Here is a 23,898-nt window from a genome sequence, read left to right on the forward strand (position 1 = left end):
AATATTTTGAATAATGTAACAAAAAATAACATAAAATAACATAAAATCCCTATAATGCTTATTTTTACAAATGCAATTTGAAAGGGTAATTTAATTTTGAAAAATGATTGATGAGTAGGAAAAGAAATTTGAATTCTTTCAGCGGTGTAGAAGAAAGTTTACATCTGTTATATTATACTGAGATAATTATTGTGTGTAATATAAAACACTCTTGCTTTTTTAAAAAAATTCAATATAATGGACAATAACAACAACATTCGAAATTATAAAAGTATTGATAAGGACATGATCTATTTTTTACGATTCTCAGAGAGGGGAGCCTTAGGCTGTGAGCTTCCTAATACGAAAGAATAGTTTACCACCTTTGAACTGCAGCAGTGAATGAACATCTAGTAATTGTTTGCCGGCAACAGCCGTTATCTGAAACTTGAGCAATTGGCGTGCTGTGTTTTCATGTCAATTGGAACAAGGGTGGAACCGCGAATCAAACACTCGTCCCTTTTTTTAGGGAGGAGTGTTTTTTTTATTTTATTTAGATCAAACTAAGATTAGAGGGAGGAGACGCAGTATGCATCACGATGACAAAAATAAAATTGGCCTAACAGTCGCACTATCAATCGTTATCGGAACAATTATCGGCTCTGGTGTATTTATGAAGCCAGGTAAGGTATTGGATTACGCAGGTAGTTCTAACATGGCAATCTTTGCTTGGGTAATAGGTGGTATTTTAACCTTAGCAAGCGGTTTAACTGTTGCGGAAATTGGGGCACAAATTCCGAAAAATGGTGGTTTATATACGTATTTAGAAGAAATTTATGGGAGATTTTGGGGCTATTTATCTGGATGGATGCAAACACTTGTATATGGACCAGCAATTATTGGGACATTAGGATTGTATTTTAGTTCATTAGTCATGAATTTTTTCCATATTGATAAAGTGTGGAATTTACCAATCGCGATTGGAACGGTTGTATTTCTTGGTGTTGTAAATAGTGTTGGAACAAAGTATGGGGGCATTGTTCAAACTGTGACAACGATTGGGAAAATGATTCCAATCGTACTTATTATTGTGATGGGATTTTGGAAAGGGAATAGCGATGTATTTAATGTTGTTGTACCAGAGTCTGCAAATCAAAGTATTGGGATGGCAATTTTAGCAACATTATTTGCATATGATGGTTGGATTCTACTCGCGTCTATCGGCGGTGAAATGAAAAACCCAACAAAGCTATTGCCAAAAGCGCTGACAGTTGGAATTCTTGTGGTAACAGCAGCGTACGTGTTGATTAATCTTGCATTATTAAAAGTGTTACCAGCTCCGCAAATTGTTGTGCTTAGCGAGAATGCAACAGCGAAAGCGGCTGAAATGTTATTAGGTGAATATGGCGGAAAATTGATTAGTATTGGGGTTATTGTTTCAATCTTTGGCTGTTTAAACGGAAAGATTTTAACATTCCCGCGCATTCCAGTATCAATGGCAGAGCTTGGCCAGTTACCGTTTTCAAAATTCATTGCAAAAATTAATGATAAGTTTAAAACGCCAGCAAATGCAATTTTTGTAGAGATTCTACTTGGTATTATTTTAATGCTTGTAAGTGACCCGAATAAATTGTCCGAGATTTCCGTATTTATTATTTATATTTTCTATGTGATGACATTTATCGGTGTGTTTATTTTACGAAAACGCAATGCAGGACAAAAACGTGAATATAGTGTTCCTTTATATCCAATCGTGCCAATATTAGCAATTTTAGGGTCGTTATTTGTAATTGGAAGTGCGATTATCAATGATCCAGTAAGTTGTTTCTTGTCAATTGGTATCGTATTGACTGGATTACCGGTGTATTGGTATTTGAATAAGAAAGAGGTCTCTTTGAATAAGAAAAAGGTAAGTTAGTCGATAATGAAATTTTGAAATAGGCATCTTTGGGAGATGCCTATTTTTTTGTGCAAGGATGTTGAAAGAGATTGTGGAATATGTTGTTAAAAGGAGGTGGATGCTAGTGGCAATGTTATCGTCTGTTATTGGTTTTTTCTTTATGATAATTCCTGTTGTAGTACTTGCTTTTGTGTTTCGATGGATCCGTTTTTTATATGTAAACTCAGAAGAACAAATAAGGCAAAATCAGCAAATCATTACGTTGTTATCGGATATAAAGAAACAAAATGAAGAACGGACATGAGTGGGAATACATGTCCGTTTTTTTAATAACGTAGTTTCATTAATAGGCCTCGAATTTCCTCATCATTCATAAATAAATCATGATGTTTCTCTGTAATTTTTGCAAGGGCAACGTCATGATAGAAAAATTCTGTGAAAAATTTAACGAATGGCTGAGACATTGTTTTCATTGCTTGCCATGAGTTTTGCTCAACGCCTGCAAATAAAATTTCACAATCATCGATAATGATGAGTAAAAAGCGTTCAAGTGCATTATGTTCTTCTGTTGGAATGAGAAGATGAATTTGTTCTAGCGTTGTATCAAGATTCCCTACAACAAGTGCTTCTATCTCTACACCTTGTTTTTTCTTCTCTTCTAATAACGGCATATATTCTAGGAATGTATCATTCCATGCGGACATGCGAATGGATTTTTTCGCTTCTTGTACAAGTTGTCTACTTTGTGCATGAATAGAAGATTGTACTTTTAAGCTCCAAACACGGTCATCTGTAAATATTTTTTTCGATACGTTGTTTTGTAACTCTTCAATATTTGATTGAAATTCTGCGGTTAATTTTTCAATAGCAAGTTGCAGCGGCAAGGCTGTATATAGCTTTTTCTTTTCAGAAACAGAATCCATCACCATGCCTTTATCAATAAGACGTGCCAATACTTCGTAAATTTTTGCTTTCGGAACACCAGAATACTTCACGATGCTCGTTGCATCAAGCGGCTCTTCGCTTGAAACGAGGACCTCGTATGCTTGACTTTCATATTGTGAAAAACCGAATCTTTGTAACATAGTGCCTCCTGAACGAAAATTTCTTCTTTCTTAAGAATAAGGAACTCTCCTTATGAATACAAGTACAGTTATTTTACTCTATACGGAAATAATTATATGAGAATTTTTGACTATGGAAATGAATAAGGTTTTACAAAAATCACTTACTCTTAATATAATAATATTAGGGGTTAAATAAAATTCACCAAGAAGGGGCTAGGGGATTAGAGATTATGAGAAGTTTACGTTGGAAATTAACAATTGTATTTTCGGTACTTATTTCAATGTTGTTTGTGATTTTAGGCACAACTATATATCATTTACAAAAAACGAAGCAGTCACGTATCCTTGATCAATATTCTCATAATACGATGGATTTGTTATCAGAACAAATGAACGGATTTATTAATGGGATTGGGGAGGATATGAAGTACTATTCCAGTAGTGAGATGACTGTTAAAACGTTACAAGATGGCGTTACACCAGAAGAAGAAGCGGTGATAACGAAGGAGTTTTTAGAATTTAAAAACAATCACCCTGATATCTTAGATCTTTATATTGGGACAAAAGATAAAAAGACATTAAGTGCAAGTGTTGCAGATGGCGGGAAGTTGCCGGAAGGATATGATCCTACAACAAGGAGCTGGTATAAAGCAGCTTTAAATGATACGAAAACTGTGCATTGGGGACAGCCGCAATATGAACTCACGACAGGGCAATTAAGTGTTGGTGTTTCCAAAGCGATTTTATCAGCAGATGGTTCGGAAGTGCTTGGCATTGTAGCGATGGATGTGTCCCTAAACAGAGTCCAACAGATGCTTCATAACGTCCAGTATAACTATGGAGGACAAACGCTTATTGTGAATGATAAAAACGTGGCGTTAGTGTATCCGGATAAAGTTGGAAAGGATGTATCAAAAGAACCGCTGATTCAAAGTTTCAAACAAGAGAAAAATGATTTTGTTGCTTCTACGCTAAAAGGGAAAGATGTAATTGCGTATAGTCAGCCAATGAAATCCATGCAATGGAAGATAGCAATTGTTTATCCAAAAGCGGATGTTGATAATTTATTAACAGAGCTAAGAAATACGTTTATATGGTTAGCGTGTGCGGGTATGCTTATTGCACTTCTCGTATCGTATTTCTTTGCAAGAAGATTAACAAGGCCGCTTCAATCATTAACAGAGCAAGTACAGAAAGTAGCAGAAGGGGATTTAACGCTACAAATGAACGTACAAACGAATGATGAAGTCGGTGTGCTAACAAAGCATTTTAACGAAATGGTTGGCCAAATGAATGAAATGGTTAGTCGTATTAAGCATAACGTATCATCGGTGCAACAGTCAGCGGATAACTTGCATTATTTAACAAATGAAACTGTTGCCGCAAGTAAGGAAGTTTCTAGTGCAATGGATGATGTGACGGGCGGTGCATCGACGCTAGCAAATAGTGTTGAGGAAATTTCAGCACAGCTAGAAAATATGGAACAGTCAGTGGGACAAGTAAATGGCTCAGTAACTTCTATTAAAGATGTAACAAGTCAGGCGGAACAAGCGTCACAAAATGGTTTGCAGACGATGCAGCGTTTAGTGAATACAAGAGGAGAAGCCTCTTCGATTGTAACTGAAACGGAAGCGGCAGCTGATAAGCTTGAACATAGTGTACAGTCTATTCAAAATGTGGTTGAGCTTATTAAAGGAATTTCTGATCAAACAAATTTATTAGCATTAAATGCTTCTATTGAAGCAGCACGTGCAGGAGAACAAGGAAAAGGCTTTGCTGTTGTTGCAGAAGAAGTACGGAAATTAGCAGAGCAATCAAAAGAAGCGACTGGAGATATCGCATCTATTATTGGAGAAGTACAGCGCGAAGTATCTCGCGTTGTAGAAGTTATCGGCAATTTAAAAGAAATTGCAAATGTACAAGGCCATGTAACGGCCGATGCTGAGAAAGCATTCAAAATTGTTATGTCTGTGGTAAATACAATTGTTACTTCAATTGAAAACATTTCTACTGAAGTGCGAAATATTGGACATGAGCAGAAAGATATTACACAAGTTATGCAAACCATCGCTGAAACAAGTCAGGAGAGTGCAGCTGTATCAGAAGAAGTTAATGCAGCGACAGAAACACAGGTATCGCATCTAGAACAAGTATCAGGAACGATGAAGCAATTAACAGTGGAAATGAACGATTTGGAAAAGCTAGTAGAACAATTTAAAATAGAAAAATAGAATTTCAGGCTGTCGGGATTTTCCCGACAGCCATTTTTGAATGTTTTTCGTGGGGTATTCATATCGTATATTGTAGAAACGCCGATATATCATGAAAAGCGTTTACATATTGAAAATGCAGCTCTTTTCATATTTAATTATGGACAGCTTGAAATGTAAGGGTACCGTTACTTTCTGTTACTTTTAATGTACCGCCAATAGCTTGTGTTGTATATTGATGAGATGTACGATCGGTTAATCCAAGTTGTTCTAAAATAGACATAACACCTTGTTGACCAAGAGAAGGGTCTAAACTCAAAATAATAAGACCTACCGTTGCATAAAAGGCTGAAATGTCTTGTTCAGAAGCATCTGAACCGACAACAGCAACTGCACCGATATTGCCGTTAGATTTATAAATTGTCATGCCAAATCCTAAACCATTGCTGAATGTTCCATTGTACGTAACAGTTGCTTGATCCTCTGTGAATAGCTTAACATTTCCTAAGTTATATCCGGATGGCTTTCCAAGACTGTTAAAAGTGGAAACAAATTCTTGGATAGTTCGAGCTGTCTCAATTTGTGCTGGTTGCTGTGGATTAGGTTGACTCGGTTGAGGAGCAGGAGCTGGTATTTGTTCTGGTGGAACTGGCTTTTCAACTGGAGGAGAAGAAGTCGGTTTTTCTTTCTCTTTTCCACAAGCTGTTGTTCCTAGTAGAAGACTTCCCGCTAATAATGAAGTAATAAATAAACGTTTCATCGTTCACTCCCTTTCAAAGTTGCGAAAGTGCGATTTCTTGCAGAAGTGATATCAATATATGCAAGGCGGACAGAAAAGAGTTACGGTAGATAAGCATATTCAGAGAAAATAAAGTGAAACTTCCATCAGTGGTTTTTTTTCATCTCATACTGAAGGAAGTTTCACTTTATATTGTGTCGAAGCGTCGATATATTTTCAGTTATGGAGAAAATTTTGTACAATAATAAAGAATCTATAGAAGAGGTGAACAGAAATGGCAATTGTTGATGTTACAATTATCCCAGTTGGAACAGGCACTACAAGTGTAAGTGAGTATGTAGCAGAAATACAAAAAGTACTTGAGAAAAATGCGGATCGCGTGAAGTATCAATTAACACCAATGAATACAATTATTGAAGGAGAACTTCCGGTGTTATTTGAAGTTATTCAACAAATGCATGAAGTTCCATTTTCAAAAGGTGCAGGGCGCGTAGCAACAAATATCCGCGTTGATGATCGCCGTGATAAAGTTAGCTCTATGGAGAAGAAGTTACAATCTGTGCAGTCGAAGTTATAGGGTGAAACTTTAACTAGTGGAATCAGTCGAGCTTTACTGTCCAAAAGTAGGGAGATAAAGTATAGGGGAAGCAGCTAAATAGAGCTGCTTCTTTTTTGTATGAAGGGCAAGAAATTTGTCTCTATCTTTAAATTTCTTTATTATCAAGTGTAAAGAAATATGAAGGAGGGCTATAGGGTGAATGAAAAATTTCAAGAACAGTTTGACGGGTTACTACAGAAGTATACGGAGCTATTATTAGGAGAGAGCGATGAAGAATATAAACAAAAGGTTGAGAAATGGGCGTTATATTCGTATATTGCTAAAACGATGCCAGCTCTTGTAAAGCATTGGAATGAAACGTATCCAGATGCGAAAGAAGAGATGGTAAAATTAATAACAGAAATTAAAAAGCGCAATGATGAACATAGACAAAATAAGTAACAAATGAGAAATGGCTACTTGTAATCAAGTAGTCTTTTTTTGTATTTTTGATGAACATGTATATGAGTTATTTTTATATAATGTTTGGTTATGTGTATGCCATCTTTATACGAAATGAAGGGAGTGTTTTTTCCTTTATTAAAGAGAAGAAAGTGTTAAAGGTTATTTGTCGAAATTATTTCTCACAGGAGGTATTTTCCTATATTGCTACTCATACCACTGAAATTTCTATATGTCGAAACATTTTTATTTCGTATTTTTCCTTTTGAAATTCAATTATACAAACATTCTTGTATTATTATGTTAATTATCTAAATAATTATTTGTATCAAATAATTTCAAACAATGATATAATTTAGAAGAGGGGTAAAAAACAGACAAAGTACAGTCATAGGGGTGGAGTACATGGAACAATTAATGCGTAATTCCTTCTTGTTTTTATCAAAAAATAAAGCGATGACAAAACTAGCGAAAAAGTACGGTTTACGCTTTGGTGCAGGCCGCTTTGTTGCAGGGGAAACAATTGATTTAGCGGTAGCTGCAATTAAAGATTTAAACAAACAAAACCTTTGTGTTACGATCGACTATTTAGGGGAATTTGTTGATAACGAAGCAGAGGCAAATGAGATGGCGGATGAATCGATTGAAGCAATTCGTGCAATTGGTCGCGAAAAGCTGGATTCTCAGCTTTCATTAAAAATGACTTCTATGGGTTTAGACATCTCAGAGAATTTAGTTATGAACAATATGCGCCGTATTTTAGAAGCAGCGAAAGAAAACGGTGTGTTTGTAACAATTGATATGGAAGATTATTCACGTTGTGGAAAAACAATTGAAATCTTCAAGCTGTTAAAAGAAGAATATGACAATGTTGGTACAGTAATTCAAGCATATTTATATCGAACAGAGAAAGATATAGATGATTTGAATGCGTATAACCCAAATTTACGTCTTGTAAAAGGGGCATATAAAGAGTCTGAAGAAGTTGCATTTCCAGAAAAGAAAGATGTAGATGACAATTATAAAAAGATTATTAGAACGCACTTATTAAATGGTAATTATACAGCAATCGCTTCACATGATGATGCCATTATTGAATATACAAAAAAACTTGCTGAGGAATACAACATTTCGCGTGATCAGTTTGAATTCCAAATGTTATACGGCATTCGTACAGAGCGTCAACTTGAGCTTGTGAAAGAAGGATATAAAATGCGCGTGTATGTACCATATGGAAACGATTGGTACGGCTACTTCATGCGTCGCTTAGCAGAACGTCCAGCTAACGTAGCATTCGTATTAAAAGGAATGATTAAAAAATAACCAAGGAAGCATAAACTTCCTTGGTTATTTTAATTGTCCAAAAGCATAGTCCGCCATCTTTTTTGTATCAGGGTACAGTGTTTTACGACCAGAAGAGAGGACAACGGTAATAACCCTTTTACCGTCTTTCTCATCTATTGTAACGACTGTATATTCCGCTAACGCAGAAAGACCGCTTTTACTTCCAATCGCATGTGGATCAGCGTACAGTTCTTCACGTCCATAGTTCGCGATTTTTTTTGTTTGCATGGATGTATGTATAGTTGTATGAATGGTATTCATATCCTGCAAGACTTGTGGATACTTTAATACTTCTTTTGTAATAAGTGCTAAATCATATGGTGAAATTTTGTTTCCAAGTGCATCAGCCCCGCTTGCATTTTTAAACGTTGTATGTGTTGCTCCAAGCTGTTTTGCTCGTTCATTCATCATTCTAGCAAACTTTTCTTTGGAACCGGCAATATGTTCTGCGACCGATTCACCAATTGGATCGGCGCTAATAACAAGCATCAACTTTAATGCCTCATCGCGCTTTAGCTTTTCCCCAGCATGTAGTGTAATTTTTTTACTTTGGCTTTCTGTTTTTATCGCATTTTCTGTAACGGTAATTTCCTCATCTTCTTTTACGTTTTCCAGTAGAAGAAGAGCGGTCATCATTTTCGCTACACTCGCTGGATAGGAACGGTCATGTTCATGTTTTCCGTATAAAATTTCTCCTGTATTTGCGTCAATTGTCACGCCATATTTCCCGTATATATCAGGCTGGTTGGCCCTGGCTACTTTTTGCCTGTGCGCATATAAAGAAAAAATCATTGCAATAAATAATGTAGCAGTAATAACAAGTAGTGTAATCGTTCGTTTCATTCTGTACCCTCTTTTATGTATGGAATAGGCAGCGATATAGCCTATTTTTTATTATGCCATGTTCGCTGCCTATATTTGTACTCTTATTTTTCACCCATGTTTTGTTTTTTATATTGCTGATTGTTTCCTTGTCGGCCTTTTTCGATACCGCGATCAACTGGACCAGCATTTCCTGTCACGCTTGTAGAACTAATACCTGCTTTTGATGGATTTTTCTTAATTTTAGCCATAAGTTATGCCTCCGTGTGATCAAATTTATCCCGCTTTAACGGCAGTAAGACCTCCACATCAAGATGCAGAGAAAAGTGAGGAAAATAACTGTCCGTAAAAGCACGATTGGTTCAACTAGCCATCAGTGAAAAAATCATTCACTGATGGTTAGTTTCACTTTATGGATTTTTTAAATTGTAACGAACCCTTTTAGGATAAGGTGTTTAAGAAAGGAAGTTCACTACATATCATGCCCAAAATAGAAAAAAAGAAATAAGTTCAGAAAATTTTATTTTTAAATATATTGCGAAAATTTAAACGATATCATATATTTATTAGTAGAGGCTCACTCATAGATTGCGACGTTTGTCGAAAAATTGAATGAGCATTCATTCAAGAATAAGGGGGAGAATTGGATGTTCCAAATTAAAAAGGCTGCAGTTCTTGGTTCTGGTGTAATGGGTTCTGGAATTGCTGCGCATTTAGCTAACATCGGTATACCGACATTATTGCTTGATATTGTACCGCCATCGCTTACAAAAGAGGAAGAAGCGAAGGGACTTACATTAGAACATAAAAGTGTACGAAATCGTTTCAGTAACGGAGCGCTGCAAAAATTGTTAAAGCAAAAACCAGCTCCTCTTACAATGAAAGAAAACTTAACGTTAATTGAAGCTGGCAATATGGAAGATGATATGGAACGCCTTGCTGACGTTGATTGGATTATTGAAGTTGTTGTTGAAAATTTAGATATTAAAAAGAAAGTATTTGAAAAGGTAGAAGCTGTTCGGAAACCAGGTTCTATTGTGAGCTCAAATACATCGGGGATTTCCGTTGAAAAGATGATCGAAGGGCGTTCAGATGACTTCAAAAAACATTTCCTAGGAACGCACTTTTTTAACCCACCACGTTATTTAAAACTTCTTGAGATTATACCGACAAAAGATACAGATCCACATGTGTTAAACTTCATGAAACTATTTGGCGAAGATGTACTTGGAAAAGGTGTTGTTGTTGCAAAAGATACACCAAACTTTATTGGAAACCGCATCGGTACGTACGGACTGCTTGTAACGCTGCAAGAATTGGTAAAACGCGGTTATAGCGTTGGCGAAGTAGATTCTGTAACAGGTCCATTAATTGGCCGTCCGAAAAGTGCAACGTTCCGCACATTAGATGTTGTCGGATTAGATACATTTGTTCACGTTGCAAATAACGTATATGAAAACGTGCAAGAAGAAGAGCGTGAAGTCTTCAAAGTACCAGCTTTCATGCATGATATGCTAGAACGAAAATGGCTTGGAAGTAAGACAGGCCAAGGCTTCTTCTTAAAACAAGGAAAAGAGATTTTAGAGTTAAATCCTGAAACGATGGAATATGAAGCACGTAAAAAATTGAAAGCGGCTTCTGTTGAATTAAGTAAACAAGAAAAAGGATTAGCGAATAAATTGAAAGCGCTTGTATATGCAAAAGACCGCGCTGGTGAATTGTTATGGAGCATTATTACACCGACGCTTCTATATGCAGCAAAGCTTACGAAAGAAATTGCTGATGATATTGTCGCAATTGATAACGCGATGAAGTGGGGCTTTGGCTGGGAGCAAGGACCATTTGAAATTTGGGATGCAATTGGCGTTGAGAAGTCCGTTCAGAAAATGGAGGAAAACGGTCAAGTTGTTCCAGTTTGGGTAAAAGAAATGATTGAGAAAGGTATTACATCGTTCTATAAACATGATAATGGTGAGAGCTATTACTATGATAACGGTGAATATAAACAAATCGTTCGTAATAAAAAGGCAATTTCTCTAAAACAACTGAAAGAGAAAAATGGCGTACTGAAGAAAAATAGCGGTGCGAGCCTGATTGATTTAGGTGACGGTATTCTTTGCTTAGAATTCCATTCGAAGAGCAACGCAATCGGTATGGATATTACGCAAATGATTAATTACGCTGTCGATGAAGTAGAAAAGAATTATAAAGGGCTTGTCATTGGAAACCAATCGAAGAATTTCTGCGTTGGTGCGAACCTTGCGATGATTTTAATGGAAGCACAAGACGATAACTACTTTGAAATTGAGTGGGTCGTGAAAAACTTCCAAGATGCAATGATGAAAATAAAGTACTGTTCAAAACCAGTCGTGGCAGCGCCTTATGGTATGACACTTGGCGGCGGTACAGAGGTTTGCTTACCAGCTGCTAGTATTCAAGCTTCTAGCGAAACGTACATGGGATTAGTAGAAGTCGGTGTTGGTTTAATACCTGGCGGAGGCGGTAACAAAGAGTTATACATTAAACATTTGAATAAAATGGCAAACGGTGTTGAGTTTGACCTGCAAAAAGTCGCAAACAAAGTGTTTGAAACAGTAGCGATGGCGAAAGTTTCAACATCTGCACAAGAAGCAGCTTCTCATAACTTCTTAGGCGATAAAGATGGTATTAGCGTCAATGGCGATCACTTACTATATGATGCAAAACAAAAGGCACTTGCTTTATATGAAGCGGGCTATAAAGCACCAACTCGTAAAAAGATTCCAGTTGTCGGTGAAACAGGATATGCAGCGCTCGCACTTGGGGCAGAAGCGATGCACTTATCTGGCTATATTTCCGAATATGACTTACACATTGCGAAAAAACTCGCATATGTCATTGCTGGCGGAAAAATCCCATATGGAACAGAAGTTGATGAGCAATATTTATTAGATGTGGAACGTGAAGCATTTATCAGTTTAGTGAGCGAAATGAAATCACAAGCAAGAATGCAGCACATGCTTGTAAAAGGAAAACCATTACGTAACTAAGGAGGAAGAGTGTTCATGAGAGAAGCTGTTATTGTTGCAGGGGCAAGAACGCCAGTTGGGAAAGCGAAGAGAGGATCATTAAAAACAGTACGTCCTGATGATTTAGGGGCATTAGTTGTAAAAGAAACATTAAAACGTGCGAATAACTATGACGGTCCAATTGATGATTTAATTTTTGGTTGTGCGACGCCAGAAGCAGAGCAAGGTTTAAATATGGCGCGTAATATCGGCGGGCTAGCAGGACTTTCTTATAATGTTCCGGCTATTACAATTAACCGTTACTGCTCTTCTGGGCTGCAAAGTATTGCTTTCGGTGCAGAGCGTATTATGCTTGGTCATTCGGAAGCCGTATTATCTGGCGGTGCTGAATCTATGAGTTTAGTACCGATGATGGGACACGTTGTTCGTCCGAATAACCGCCTTGTTGAAGCAGCTCCAGAATATTATATGAGCATGGGACATACAGCGGAGCAAGTAGCGATGAAATATGGAATTTCCCGTGAAGAGCAAGATGCGTTTGCGGTAAGAAGCCATCAACGTGCAGCAAAAGCATTAGCGGAAGGAAAGTTCGTAGATGAAACCGTACCGGTGGATGTAACACTTCGCACTGTTTCAGCAAACAACAAGTTACAAGAAGAAACAATCGTGTTCTCACAAGATGAAGGTGTAAGAGCAGATACGACGTTAGATGTGCTTGGGAAACTACGACCAGCATTTAACGTGCGCGGTTCGGTAACAGCTGGAAATTCTTCGCAGCTGAGCGACGGCGCAGCAGCAGTACTACTGATGGATCGTGAAAAAGCAGTAAGCGATGGACTAAAGCCGCTTGCAAAATTCCGTTCCTTCGCAGTAGCTGGTGTACCGCCAGAAGTAATGGGAATCGGTCCAATTGCAGCGATTCCGAGAGCATTAAAATTAGCTGGTTTAGAGTTATCTGATATTGGTTTATTTGAACTAAATGAAGCATTCGCATCTCAATCGATTCAAGTTATTCGCGAACTTGGATTAGATGAAGAAAAAGTAAACGTAAATGGCGGAGCGATTGCCCTTGGACATCCACTTGGTTGTACAGGAGCGAAACTAACATTATCTCTTATTCATGAAATGAAGCGTCGTAATGAGCAGTTCGGTATCGTGACAATGTGTATTGGCGGCGGAATGGGTGCTGCTGGAGTGTTTGAATTATTATAAAAAAAAAGTGGAAGCGGCTCGCTCAGAATGTGAGGAAGAAGTGAAGCCCTAGCCACTGGAACTGGATTTGAAGCTAGACAGATAAAGAATGGATGCGACGAAAGGGTATGAAAACAAACAAAGGGATGGCTAGCTTCTCTTACAACAAGAGAAGCAGCCTATAAAAATATGAAGGAGGAATTTTTCATGGAAAAAATAGTAGGAAGTGCAGTAAAAGGCGGCAGCTTTTTAGTTGATGATATTACAATTGATCAAGTGTTTACACCTGAAGATTATACAGATGAGCATAAAATGATTGCGAAAACAACAGAGGACTTTATTGTAAATGAAGTGCTGCCAGAGCTTGAATATTTAGAGCAGCACGAGTTTGATCGCTCTGTTCGTCTATTAAAAGAAGCAGGTGAGCTTGGATTATTAGGTGCTGATGTACCAGAAGAGTACGGCGGTATTGGTCTTGATAAAGTTAGCTCTGCGTTAATTGCAGAGAAATTCTCTCGTGCGGGCGGCTTTGCGATTACGCACGGTGCTCACGTTGGTATCGGATCGTTACCAATCGTATTATTCGGTAACGAGGAGCAAAAGAAAACATATCTTCCTGCATTAGCAACAGGTGAAAAATTAGCTGCTTACGCATTAACTGAGCCAGGTTCTGGATCTGATGCATTAGGAGCAAAAACAACAGCTCGCTTAAATGCGGAAGGTACACACTATGTATTAAACGGTGAAAAACAGTGGATTACAAACTCCGCTTTCGCTGATGTATTTGTTGTATACGCAAAAGTAGATGGCGAGCATTTCACGGCGTTTATCGTAGAGAAAGAATACGCTGGCGTATCCACAGGCCCGGAAGAAAAGAAAATGGGTATTAAGTGTTCTTCTACTCGTACGTTAATTTTAGAAGATGCATTAGTGCCAAAAGAAAATGTACTTGGTGAAATTGGTAAAGGTCATGTAATCGCATTTAACATTTTAAATATCGGCCGCTATAAATTAGGTGTTGGTACAGTTGGTTCATCAAAACGTGCGTTAGAAATTTCAGCACAATATGCAAATCAACGTCAGCAGTTTAAGCAACCAATTGCTCGCTTCCCATTAATTCAAGAGAAGCTTGCAAATATGGCAGCGAAAATTTATGCAGCTGAAAGCTCTGTATATCGTACAGTTGGTTTATTTGAAAGCCGTATGAGTACATTATCAGAAGAAGAAGTAAAAGACGGGAAAGCTGTAGCAGCTTCTATCGCTGAATATGCAATTGAATGCTCTTTAAATAAAGTATTCGGTTCTGAAGTACTAGATTATGTAGTAGATGAAGGTGTTCAAATTCATGGCGGTTACGGATTTATGGCAGAGTACGAAATTGAAAGAATGTACCGTGATTCTCGTATTAACCGTATTTTCGAAGGTACAAACGAAATTAACCGTTTAATCGTACCAGGCACATTCTTACGTAAAGCAATGAAAGGTGAATTACCGCTTCTGCAAAAAGCACAAAAATTACAAGAAGAATTAATGATGATGATGCCGGAAGAAGTAGGCGATGAGCCATTAGCACTGCAAAAACATTTAGTGAAGAACGCGAAAAAAATTGGCTTAATGGTTGCTGGTTTAGCTGTTCAAAAGTATGGCAAAGCGTTAGATAAAGAACAAGAAGTTCTTGTGAACATTGCGGATATCGTGAGCAACTTATATGCGATGGAATCTGCAGTTCTTCGTACAGAAAAAGCAATCAAAACAACTGGCCTTGAGAAGAACAAACAGAAAGTATTATACACTGAAGTATTCTGCCAAGAGGCGTTCAATCAAATCGAAGCAGATGCGAAAGAAACAATTATCGCTGTAGAAAATGGCGATATGCTGCGCATGATGTTATCTGCGCTTCGTAAATTCACTCGTCACACACCGCTTAATGTGATTCCAAAGAAACGTGAAATCGCGGCGAAAGTGTTAGAGGATGAGCGTTATACAGTTTAATAGGTAAAAAGAAGGAGCCGTTTAGAGCGGCTCCTTTTTTTCGTGTCCATCGATATATCGGCGGAAGTAGTGGATTTATCGACGCTTCGACCCAATATAAAGTGAAACTTCCTTCTAGGAATGTTTTTTTCCCAGAAGGTTAGTTGAACCAATCCCGCATTAACGGGCAGTTTTCTTCCTGGCTCCTCTCCATCTTTTACTGCCCGCTAATGCGGGATAAAGACCCTTCGATGATGTTCGATATGCGAATCGTTGAGTTGCTGGAACGGGATCATGTAAAAAGTGATCATATGAAGCGACTCCTGCCCTTTTTTGCACAAAAATGGAATTTATAGTGACAAAAACTAATACCATTAGTTATAATAAAACTAACGACATTAGTTTTTACGAAGGGGAGCTGGGAATATGAGAATGATGCATGAAAAAACGGTATATCAATTGTCATTTTTGCCAAGAGTGTTTCCTGTAAATTGTTACTTTGTGGAGGAAGAAGACGGTTTAACTTTAATTGATGCGGCTTTGCCATATAGCGCAAAAGGTATTTTACAAGCAGCTCAGAAAATAGGGAAACCGATTACTAATATTGTATTAACACATGCACACGATGATCACATCGGTGCGCTAGACGCATTAAAGGAAGTCCTTCCTGATGTTCCTGTTTATATTTCTAAGCGGGACGCAAGGCTGTTAGAAGGAGATACGACATTACAAAGAGATGAACCGAATACGCCAATAAAAGGCGGTGTACCTAAAAAAGTGAAGACGAGACCAGATGTTTTATTAGAGGATGGAGATCGGATTGGATCGCTTCTTGCGATTATGACACCTGGACATACACCAGGTTCCATGTCGTTCCTTGATACGCGAAATAACGCTCTTATTACCGGGGATGCATTTCAAACAAGAGGAGGTATGGCTGTTTCGGGACAAATGAAATTTTGGTTTCCGTTTCCTGCGATGGCAACGTGGAGTAAAGAGGTAGCATTACAGAGTGCAGAGAAGCTAAGAGAATATGAGCCTTCCTTGCTTGCGGCAGGGCATGGGAAAATGATAAATAATCCAGTCGCTGCAATAAACCGTGCGATTGAGGAAGCAAAGCGGAATGTAGAAAGTATGAAAGAGGGTTAATTTATGTCACCGAGAATCGGACTTACATTACAGAAAATTGTAGACACAGCGGCAGAAATCGCAGATACAAATGGAATACAAGAAGTAACCTTAGCGTCATTATCGCAAAGGTTGGGAATACGTTCTCCTTCTCTATATAATCATGTGAAAGGTTTACAAGACGTCCGAAAAAATCTTGGTGTTTACGGAATAGAACAGCTGCATGGGGCGCTGAAAGAGGCGGTAGAGGGTAAAAGTATGGATGAAGCAATTCATGCATTAGGAGAAGCGTACGTGTCGTTTGTCCGAAGGCATCCTGGATTGTATGAAGCAACTTTTTTACGAGATGAAGAAGTGCAACAAACAGGGGACGGAATTGTAGAGCTTTGTCTTTGTGTTTTACAACAATACGGTTTAGAAGGTGAGCAGGCGCTTCATGCGACGCGTGGACTAAGAAGTATTTGTCACGGATTTGCGTCGATTGAACAGCAAGGTGGATTTGGATTGCCGCTGGATTTAGATACAAGTTTACATTTATTACTGGAAACGTTTATTAAAGGGCTACATGTTATAAAGTGAAACTTCCATCAGTGGGGGGGTTCTTCATCCCCCACTGATGGTTAGTTGAACCAATCGGGCTCTTACTGCCCGTTAGTACGGGATAAAAGAGTGAATAAGGAGAGAGAAACCATGAATTTTTTGTTGTTCATGCTTCTTTTTACAGTAGGTTGCGGTTTGTTAGAGGCGAAAGTGCTAAAGGATGTGAGGTGAAATGTTTGCAGGACATTTTGGCTTAGCTGCAGCAGTGAAAGCGAAGTCACCGAAAATACCGCTTTGGGCTCTCATGTTAAGCACACAACTATTGGACGTCATCTTTGTGCCGCTTTATGTTTTAGGAGTAGAAACAATAGAGCCTATTGGTGGTAATGGTTATGGTGAAGCGGTGATTCATGCGGATTATTCACACTCTTTAATAGGAGCACTGTGTATTGCCTTTTTTGCAGGAATAGTGGGTAGGAAGTTTTTGGGAAGAAGTGGCTTTGTTATTGGAGCGGTAGTTTTTAGTCATTGGATCCTTGATTTACTTGTGCATCGCGCTGATTTGCCATTACTTCCAGGGAATTTTGGAGACTTTTCTTTGCTGGGGTTTGAGCTATGGAGATTTCCAGCTATTAGTATTGCATTGGAATGTATTCTTATTGCGTTAGGTGGTATATTATATTTTCGATTTGTTGTTTCGAGTGTAGAGCAACAAAAGAAATTGATAGCAAGAGTAGCCGGCGGTGTAGTAGTTGTGTTATTAATTCTTTCGTTAATTACAGATGTATTTGGCTTTTCGGCTTGAATATAAATGAGAGGAAACCTTAGAAGCGATTCTAAGGTTTTTTAAGTGCATACAATTCAAAAATAAATAGATACTAAATCTTGAATGAACAAAGAAAGGAAGGCCGTTACGATGCAAAATTTAAACGAGCTTGAAGTGGAGAATTTACGTCATCTTATTGGCGGACATGCAACAGTTATTAACAAATTACAAGAGTATGCACAGGCATGTACGGATCCGCAGCTGAAGCAGATGCTGCAAAAAGATGTGCAAGATGCACAAAATACGAAGCAACAATTAATGTCTTTTCTAGGATAGGAGTGTAAAGAACATGAATGAAAAAGATATGGTAAATGATTATTTAGCTGAATTAAATGCAAGTTTAACAGGCTATGCGAATTACATTGCTCAAACGAATAACGATCAATTATACCAAACGTTAGTTCAAATTCGTAATCAAGACGAAATGCGTCAACGTAATCTGTATCAATACGCAAAACAAAAGAATTATTATCAACCAGCAGCTCCTGCTAATCCAACGATTGTTCAGCAGTTGAAGACTCAATTAAGTGCGCAATAAGAAAAGAGATTTTTTGAAACGGGTGACGTGATTAAGACGTTACTCGTTTTTTGTTTTGTAAAAATGAAACATTCGGAACTTTGTCGAAATGATGTGCAAGGGGACATAAAATGTCCATATTATTTGTGATATATTTCACAAGTTGTACATGGTTTCCATGGTGAAAACTTCTATAATAAAAAGTGTAAAGAGCACAAGACGTAGAAAATTACATTACACTACACTAAGAAGCAGGTGAAATTATCATGAATAGAAATACAAGAAGGATTGCAATTATCGGTACTGGATTAGTTGGATCAAGCTGTGCGTATTCTATTGTGAATCAAGGGATCTGTGAAGAATTAGCGTTAATTGATCTTAATCATGAACGAGCAGTTGGCGAAGCAATGGATTTATCACACTGCATTAATTTTACAAATACAAGAACAAAAGTATACGCAGGAACTTATGAAGACTGCAAAGATATGGACATTGTTATTATTACAGCAGGACCTGCTCCAAAGCCAGGTCAAAGTCGCCTTGATACTTTAGGAGCAAGTGCAAAAGTTATGGAAAGTATTGTACCAAGTGTAATGGAGAGCGGATTTGATGGCATCTTCCTAATTGCATCAAACCCAGTTGATATTATTACTTATCAAGTTTGGAAATTATCAGGTTTGCCAAGAAATCGCGTTCTTGGTACTGGGACATCATTAGATTCTTCTCGTTTAAGAACAATTTTGTCTGAATTGCTAGATGTTGATCCTCGTAGCATTCAAGGTTATTCGTTAGGAGAGCATGGCGATTCACAAATGGTTGCCTGGTCTCACGTAACAGTTGGTGGAAAGCCGATTCTACAAATTTTAGAAGAGCAAAAAGAGCGTCTAGGTGAACTTGATTTAGATGAAATTGTAGAAGAAACAGCAAAAGCTGGTTGGGAGATTTATAAGCGGAAAGGAACTACTTATTACGGTATTGGGAATGCCTTAGCTTATATTGCACGTTCTATTTTTAATGATGATCACTGTATTATTGCTGTATCAGCCGTTTTAGACGGTGAATATGGAGAGTATGAAATTTCCACAGGTGTACCAGCTGTCGTTACAAGAGATGGTATAAAAGAACTTGTCGAACTGAACTTAACAGAAGCTGAAGAAAACCGATTTGGAAAATCAAATGATATTTTACGTGACTACATGAAAACAATCGGTTATTAAACTAGAAGAAGGTGAAACAGATGAAGGAATATATCATGCCTCGTATATTCAAAGGATCTGCAGGAATTGCACAAGGTATTTTCGTATCCCTTGGAATTGGTTTACTCATCGAAAATATAGGAAGAATTGCTGATATTCCTATGTTAATTACAATTGGAGTTGTTGCGAAATCACTTATGGCGCCAGCAATTGGAGCAGGAATTGCTTTTATGCTTGGAGCAAATGGACTTGTCATTTTCTCAGCGATGGTTGCAGGATCGATTGGAGCTGGATCGATTTCCATTACTGCAGCCGGTTTGATGATTAAAACTGGTGAACCAATCGGTGCGTTATTAACAGCAACTCTAGCGGTCTATATTGGTAAACGATTAAGCGGAAAAACTGCTGTAGATATGATGCTCGTTCCGTTTGCTGCAATATTAGGTTCAGGTTTAGTCGGTATTTGGTTATCCCAAAATATTAGTCCGGTTTTAAATGCAGTTGGAGCATTTATTAAAGATAGCTCAGCTGGTAGCCCATTTATCGCTTCTGTGGTACTTGCGGTTGTTTGGGGATTATTATTAATTTCTCCAGCTTCATCAGCTGCTCTAGCAATTGCACTTAGCCTAGACGGCGTGGCAGGCGGTGCTGCACTTGCAGGATGCGTCGCTCAATTTATCGGATTCGCTGTTATCTCTGCGAAAGAAAATAACTTAGGCGGTATTTTAGCGCAAGCTCTTTGCACACCGAAAGTACAGCTTCCGAATATTACTAAGAACCCAATGATTCTTGTACCAACTGTTGTCGCCAGTGCAATTGTAGGTCCTGTATCGGCGCTTGTATTCCAAATGACAGCTGGGAAAGAAATTGCGGGTCTTGGACTAAGTTCTTTAATCGCACCAATTAACTTGATTTCAAGCAAAGGATTAAGTGTTGTTCCAGCGATGGTGATTACTTATATCATAATTCCAGTAGCTGTTTCTTATATACTGTATATGATTTTGAAAAAAGCAGGTCGCATTAAACCTGGGGACATGACTGTACCGCAATCTTAAAAAAATATGCCAATTTGAAAATCTTCTCTTACATAGATAAAAGCAGACTGAAGAAGCCGCAGTCTGCTTTTTTGGTTATAGATTATACTCCGGCTTGCACAGTAACCTTTTGTTCACGTGATTCAAAGATATAATACATAGCGGCATAAAGGAAACTTGCTACTACAGTGCCTGCTACTGCATCCATAAAGGCGTGCTGTTTTGTAAACAAAGTAGATAAAATAATGAGTACGCCAATGAATGTTAATATGCCATATTCCCATTTGTTTTGCTTCTTCCTCTTATGTGCTGTAATCATAATGACAAATGTCGTGAGTACGTGAATGCTAGGAAAGCAATTCACAGGTTGATCGATACTGTAAATATAGCGCACTAAATTAGCAAACACATCATTGCCGATTACCTCGGGACGTGCGATCGTTGTTTGCCACATATAATAAATGCTAAAGGAAGTAAGGTTACCTAATAAAATACTACTTAATGTAACGTAATAGAGCTTTCGATCAGCAAAGCAGTAATAAATAAGAGCACCGTATAGGTAAGGAAACCAAAGTAAGTATGGAACGATAAATTCTTTTGTAAATGGAATCCATTCGTCTATTTTTGTTGTTACATTCACAGCACCTATTGTTGAGTGGTTCAGCACGCTATAAAGAGGACTTACAAGTACGAGTAGGAGTATATAAGATAATGGAATAAAGGCTGAAAACTTATTATTTTTCATAGTAATTCTCCTATTTGTAGTGTAATGATTTGAAACTTGAAAAATTATAATATAAAAAATGTAAATGAACCATCGATTTCTCTAACATTTTTTACAAATAACCTTACAGTTTTGTCACTATATGAAAATTCCTGTCCTCCTTCGAATCTTGAAGGTGGGGTTTTCTTGCTAAACTTCCGATAAATACGAATTGAAAAAATGAGATAAAATCTCCGTTCTTTTTAGGCGGGCCAAGGCCTTTTCATGCCACATGCGAGGGGGAAAAGCGAGTATAGGTCATGTTTTGTTCTGTATTGCAGCGACTTATATGTATCATATTGTAGGATGCCGATATGGGTGAAACGTTTCTTAAACAAACGTTTAATTAATATATATGTTCCATTTTCAGCTCTTAATCAAACGTTTGTTTAAAAGACTAGAAATACCTAGTCTAAAGGGATTATCACATTTAAATAAAAGTGCTATTCATTCCAAGTGAAAATGACAAATAGCGATATTGAAAAATATGTCGTGTTTTGTCATATTTTGTTATAAACTATATAACGTAATATAAAGATTTCTAAAAAGGAAGTGGTGTAATGGCATTGTTAAAAAATAGTAAAATTGGTACGAAATTAAACATGTTAATGATTGCAGCTAGTATTGCATGTATTATTTTATCATCCATAGGGGTAATCGCATTAAATAAAGCAGACAAAAATGCTGAAAGTATGTATAAAGACATGTTACTTCCAATTCAATGGATAGAAGCTGTAGAGGCTAATTTCTATTATGCTAATAATAATTTTATGGAACTTATGTTAACAACAGATGAAAATAGAAATAAAGAGTTGGCAAATAATCTGTCTAAAGTACGCCAAGAAAATGATCAATTATTAAAAAAGTTCGAATCAAAGTTACTCTCCCAAGAAGAAAAGGATTTATATGAAAATTTTAAAGCAAATTTTGGCGAGTTAAGACCGAAAATGAAAGAAGCGCAAGATTTAGCAATGCAAAACAAAAACGAAGAGGCTTATGCTTACTACTTAAAAGAAGTTGATCCTGCTATGCAAAAATCAATTAAGTCTATTCGAGAACTCGTTAATTATAATAGTAGCCAGGCAGAACAATTACAGGAACATAATGCTAACAGCGCTAAAACTGCAATGATGATATTTATTCTTATTTCAGTTATAGCGACTGCGACTATTATATTGATTGGTTATATTATTAAAATAGCTATTCAACGTCCAATTACGTTATTACAGCATGATATGAAAGAAGTAGCAGATGGGAATTTAGTAATACGTACTTCTTATGAAGCAAATGATGAATTAGGAAATATCGTTATTTCTTTTAATCATATGTTAGACAATTTACAACAACTAATTGAGAAAATAAAGGTAACAACACACGAGGTTACTTCCTCGACTGATAGTATGTTGCAAGATACAAAACAGGCATCTCAAATCTCTAACGAAGTTGTTCAAACGATTCATGAAGTGAACAAACAAATAGTAGGACAAGTTACGAGTATTCAAGAAAGTTCAACAGCAATGAATGACGTAGCAGATGGAGTGCAAACAGTAGCTGAATCTGCATCAACTGTTGCTGAAGTGTCTGTTATTACAACAGATCGTGTGGATAGCGGAAGTGAAGTAATCAAGCAATCTATTACTCAAATGAATAATGTACATAAAGCTGTGGAGGAAACATCTACAATGATAGAGCGTCTGGTGATGCGTACACAAGACATAGATAAAGCTTTAGATGCGATTACGAATATTGCGGAACAAACAAACTTGCTTGCTTTAAATGCTGCAATTGAAGCAGCACGTGCAGGGGAAAATGGAAAAGGTTTTGCAGTTGTTGCAGCTGAAGTGCGAGAATTAGCTGAACAATCAAAGCAATCTGCACATGAAATTAATGATTTAATTAAATCAATTCAACAAGATACAAAAGATACCGTTCAAATTATGAGAAAAGGTCAGGAAGAAGCGGCGCAAGGAAAGAATGCTGCTAATGAAGCAGAACAAGCATTTTCAACAATCATGACAGATATTCATAAGATAACACATCAAATTCAAGAAGTATCAGCTACAACAGAAGAAATGTCTGCTGGAACGGAAGAAATTAACGCTTCATTATCAGTAGTATCAGAAACTTCTACAAGGGTAGCAAAAGATACGGATCAAACCGTACAAGCCATTCAAACACAAGCAGCATCCATTACAGAAATAACGAATCAATCCATGCAAATAAAGAACAAAATTGAAGAATTAGAAGGATTGATTTCACAATTTAAAATTGAGGAATAAGAATTATTTATAAATAAAAATAAGAGACGGCAAATTTAGTGGCGTCTCTTATTTTTTATTATTGAAATATAAATAAATAATGATTAAAAATAAGTGCAAAAATGTGTTTACATGAACGCTTTTAATAATTCTTGTACTAATGGAATTACGTTACCGATGAATGTTAGGACTGCAATTGCAATTTGCATAAATATTCCCTCCTATTTTTCTGAATATTTAATATTTATAGTATTATTATATTTTAAAATAATGAAATCCGCAATCTTTTTTTGTATGCAATATTGCATGAAGGATAGTTGGTTTATCCCGCTATTCGCAGGCAGTAGGCCTCCCACCTCAAGATTCAGAGAGAAGCGAAGAAGATAGGTGGAGGATTAAGAAACC

At 37.3% G+C, this 23,898-nt stretch carries 22 protein-coding genes and 1 other annotated feature; of the genes, 17 read left to right on the forward strand and 5 right to left on the reverse strand.

Annotated elements, in window-relative coordinates; genetic code table 11:
* Window positions 1–265: 265 nt before the first annotated feature.
* Window positions 266–503: a binding site (T-box leader), on the forward strand.
* A gap of 65 nt (window positions 504–568) precedes the next feature.
* Both WAX78_RS11545 and WAX78_RS11550 read left to right on the forward strand, forming a co-directional pair.
* The gene (locus WAX78_RS11545) at window positions 569–1,897 is read left to right on the forward strand and encodes an APC family permease (protein ID WP_336482403.1); all 1,329 of its coding nucleotides are present in this window, start codon (window positions 569–571) and stop codon (window positions 1,895–1,897) included.
* A gap of 106 nt (window positions 1,898–2,003) precedes the next feature.
* Window positions 2,004–2,183 (forward strand): hypothetical protein, encoded by a 180-nt coding sequence (locus tag WAX78_RS11550; protein WP_336482530.1) that lies wholly within the window; start codon window positions 2,004–2,006, stop codon window positions 2,181–2,183.
* A 22-nt stretch (window positions 2,184–2,205) separates the two neighbouring features.
* On the opposite strand, the gene WAX78_RS11555 is transcribed toward WAX78_RS11550, so the two are convergent.
* Complete coding sequence (locus WAX78_RS11555) at window positions 2,206–2,964, reverse strand: TrmB family transcriptional regulator (protein ID WP_336482404.1); 759 nt, start codon at window positions 2,962–2,964, stop codon at window positions 2,206–2,208.
* Window positions 2,965–3,176: 212 nt separating this feature from the next.
* Here WAX78_RS11555 and WAX78_RS11560 point away from each other — a divergent pair, with 212 nt between their 5' ends.
* Entirely contained in the window at window positions 3,177–5,177 is a 2,001-nt protein-coding gene (locus tag WAX78_RS11560; protein ID WP_336482405.1) for a methyl-accepting chemotaxis protein, read from the forward strand.
* A gap of 133 nt (window positions 5,178–5,310) precedes the next feature.
* Here WAX78_RS11560 and WAX78_RS11565 read toward each other — a convergent pair whose 3' ends face one another.
* Window positions 5,311–5,916, reverse strand: coding sequence for an adhesin (locus WAX78_RS11565; protein WP_336482406.1), 606 nt, complete (start codon window positions 5,914–5,916; stop codon window positions 5,311–5,313).
* A gap of 253 nt (window positions 5,917–6,169) precedes the next feature.
* Between WAX78_RS11565 and WAX78_RS11570 the strand changes: the two genes are divergently transcribed.
* The 3 genes from WAX78_RS11570 (at window position 6,170) to WAX78_RS11580 (ending at window position 8,218) form a co-directional block, all read left to right on the forward strand.
* Window positions 6,170–6,472, forward strand: coding sequence for an MTH1187 family thiamine-binding protein (locus WAX78_RS11570; protein ID WP_090998954.1), 303 nt, complete (start codon window positions 6,170–6,172; stop codon window positions 6,470–6,472).
* Window positions 6,473–6,649: 177 nt separating this feature from the next.
* On the forward strand, window positions 6,650–6,895 hold the full coding sequence (locus WAX78_RS11575) for a YusU family protein (RefSeq protein WP_336482407.1): 246 nt from the start codon (window positions 6,650–6,652) through the stop codon (window positions 6,893–6,895).
* A gap of 405 nt (window positions 6,896–7,300) precedes the next feature.
* On the forward strand, window positions 7,301–8,218 hold the full coding sequence (locus WAX78_RS11580) for a proline dehydrogenase (RefSeq protein ID WP_336482408.1): 918 nt from the start codon (window positions 7,301–7,303) through the stop codon (window positions 8,216–8,218).
* A 24-nt stretch (window positions 8,219–8,242) separates the two neighbouring features.
* On the opposite strand, the gene WAX78_RS11585 is transcribed toward WAX78_RS11580, so the two are convergent.
* Both WAX78_RS11585 and WAX78_RS11590 read right to left on the reverse strand, forming a co-directional pair.
* Complete coding sequence (locus WAX78_RS11585; protein WP_336482409.1) at window positions 8,243–9,082, reverse strand: D-alanyl-D-alanine carboxypeptidase family protein; 840 nt, start codon at window positions 9,080–9,082, stop codon at window positions 8,243–8,245.
* Window positions 9,083–9,165: 83 nt separating this feature from the next.
* Entirely contained in the window at window positions 9,166–9,312 is a 147-nt protein-coding gene (locus tag WAX78_RS11590) for a YuzL family protein (RefSeq protein WP_090916082.1), read from the reverse strand.
* 396 nt (window positions 9,313–9,708) lie between these two features.
* Here WAX78_RS11590 and WAX78_RS11595 point away from each other — a divergent pair, with 396 nt between their 5' ends.
* From WAX78_RS11595 to WAX78_RS11640, 10 genes are all read left to right on the forward strand, one after another.
* Window positions 9,709–12,090 (forward strand): 3-hydroxyacyl-CoA dehydrogenase/enoyl-CoA hydratase family protein, encoded by a 2,382-nt coding sequence (locus WAX78_RS11595; protein WP_336482410.1) that lies wholly within the window; start codon window positions 9,709–9,711, stop codon window positions 12,088–12,090.
* 15 nt (window positions 12,091–12,105) lie between these two features.
* Complete coding sequence (locus WAX78_RS11600; protein ID WP_336482411.1) at window positions 12,106–13,281, forward strand: acetyl-CoA C-acetyltransferase; 1,176 nt, start codon at window positions 12,106–12,108, stop codon at window positions 13,279–13,281.
* 186 nt (window positions 13,282–13,467) lie between these two features.
* A complete protein-coding gene (locus WAX78_RS11605; protein WP_336482412.1) occupies window positions 13,468–15,252 on the forward strand; it encodes an acyl-CoA dehydrogenase family protein in 1,785 nt (594 codons plus the stop codon).
* Between the two features lie 405 nt (window positions 15,253–15,657).
* On the forward strand, window positions 15,658–16,380 hold the full coding sequence (locus tag WAX78_RS11610) for an MBL fold metallo-hydrolase (RefSeq protein WP_336482413.1): 723 nt from the start codon (window positions 15,658–15,660) through the stop codon (window positions 16,378–16,380).
* 3 nt (window positions 16,381–16,383) lie between these two features.
* Window positions 16,384–16,938 (forward strand): TetR/AcrR family transcriptional regulator, encoded by a 555-nt coding sequence (locus WAX78_RS11615; RefSeq protein ID WP_336482414.1) that lies wholly within the window; start codon window positions 16,384–16,386, stop codon window positions 16,936–16,938.
* Between the two features lie 193 nt (window positions 16,939–17,131).
* Window positions 17,132–17,704 carry a permease gene (locus tag WAX78_RS11620; protein WP_336482415.1) on the forward strand — a complete coding sequence of 191 codons (573 nt, stop codon included), beginning with the start codon at window positions 17,132–17,134 and terminating at the stop codon, window positions 17,702–17,704.
* 111 nt (window positions 17,705–17,815) lie between these two features.
* Window positions 17,816–18,001 (forward strand): hypothetical protein, encoded by a 186-nt coding sequence (locus WAX78_RS11625; RefSeq protein WP_098308865.1) that lies wholly within the window; start codon window positions 17,816–17,818, stop codon window positions 17,999–18,001.
* Window positions 18,002–18,014: 13 nt separating this feature from the next.
* Window positions 18,015–18,263 (forward strand): spore coat protein, encoded by a 249-nt coding sequence (locus tag WAX78_RS11630; protein ID WP_336482417.1) that lies wholly within the window; start codon window positions 18,015–18,017, stop codon window positions 18,261–18,263.
* Window positions 18,264–18,508: 245 nt separating this feature from the next.
* Window positions 18,509–19,459 carry an L-lactate dehydrogenase gene (locus WAX78_RS11635; protein ID WP_336482418.1) on the forward strand — a complete coding sequence of 317 codons (951 nt, stop codon included), beginning with the start codon at window positions 18,509–18,511 and terminating at the stop codon, window positions 19,457–19,459.
* A gap of 20 nt (window positions 19,460–19,479) precedes the next feature.
* The gene (locus tag WAX78_RS11640) at window positions 19,480–20,493 is read left to right on the forward strand and encodes a PTS transporter subunit IIC (protein ID WP_336482419.1); all 1,014 of its coding nucleotides are present in this window, start codon (window positions 19,480–19,482) and stop codon (window positions 20,491–20,493) included.
* Window positions 20,494–20,575: 82 nt separating this feature from the next.
* Here the strand turns inward: WAX78_RS11640 and WAX78_RS11645 are convergent, their stop codons facing one another.
* Window positions 20,576–21,217 (reverse strand): phosphatase PAP2 family protein, encoded by a 642-nt coding sequence (locus tag WAX78_RS11645; protein WP_336482420.1) that lies wholly within the window; start codon window positions 21,215–21,217, stop codon window positions 20,576–20,578.
* 578 nt (window positions 21,218–21,795) lie between these two features.
* On the opposite strand from WAX78_RS11645, the gene WAX78_RS11650 reads away from it, so the two are divergent.
* Complete coding sequence (locus WAX78_RS11650) at window positions 21,796–23,514, forward strand: methyl-accepting chemotaxis protein (RefSeq protein WP_336482421.1); 1,719 nt, start codon at window positions 21,796–21,798, stop codon at window positions 23,512–23,514.
* Window positions 23,515–23,898 lie beyond the last annotated feature (384 nt).

Source organism: Bacillus yunxiaonensis (assembly GCF_037104695.1).
GTDB lineage: Bacteria > Bacillota > Bacilli > Bacillales > Bacillaceae_G > Bacillus_A > Bacillus_A yunxiaonensis.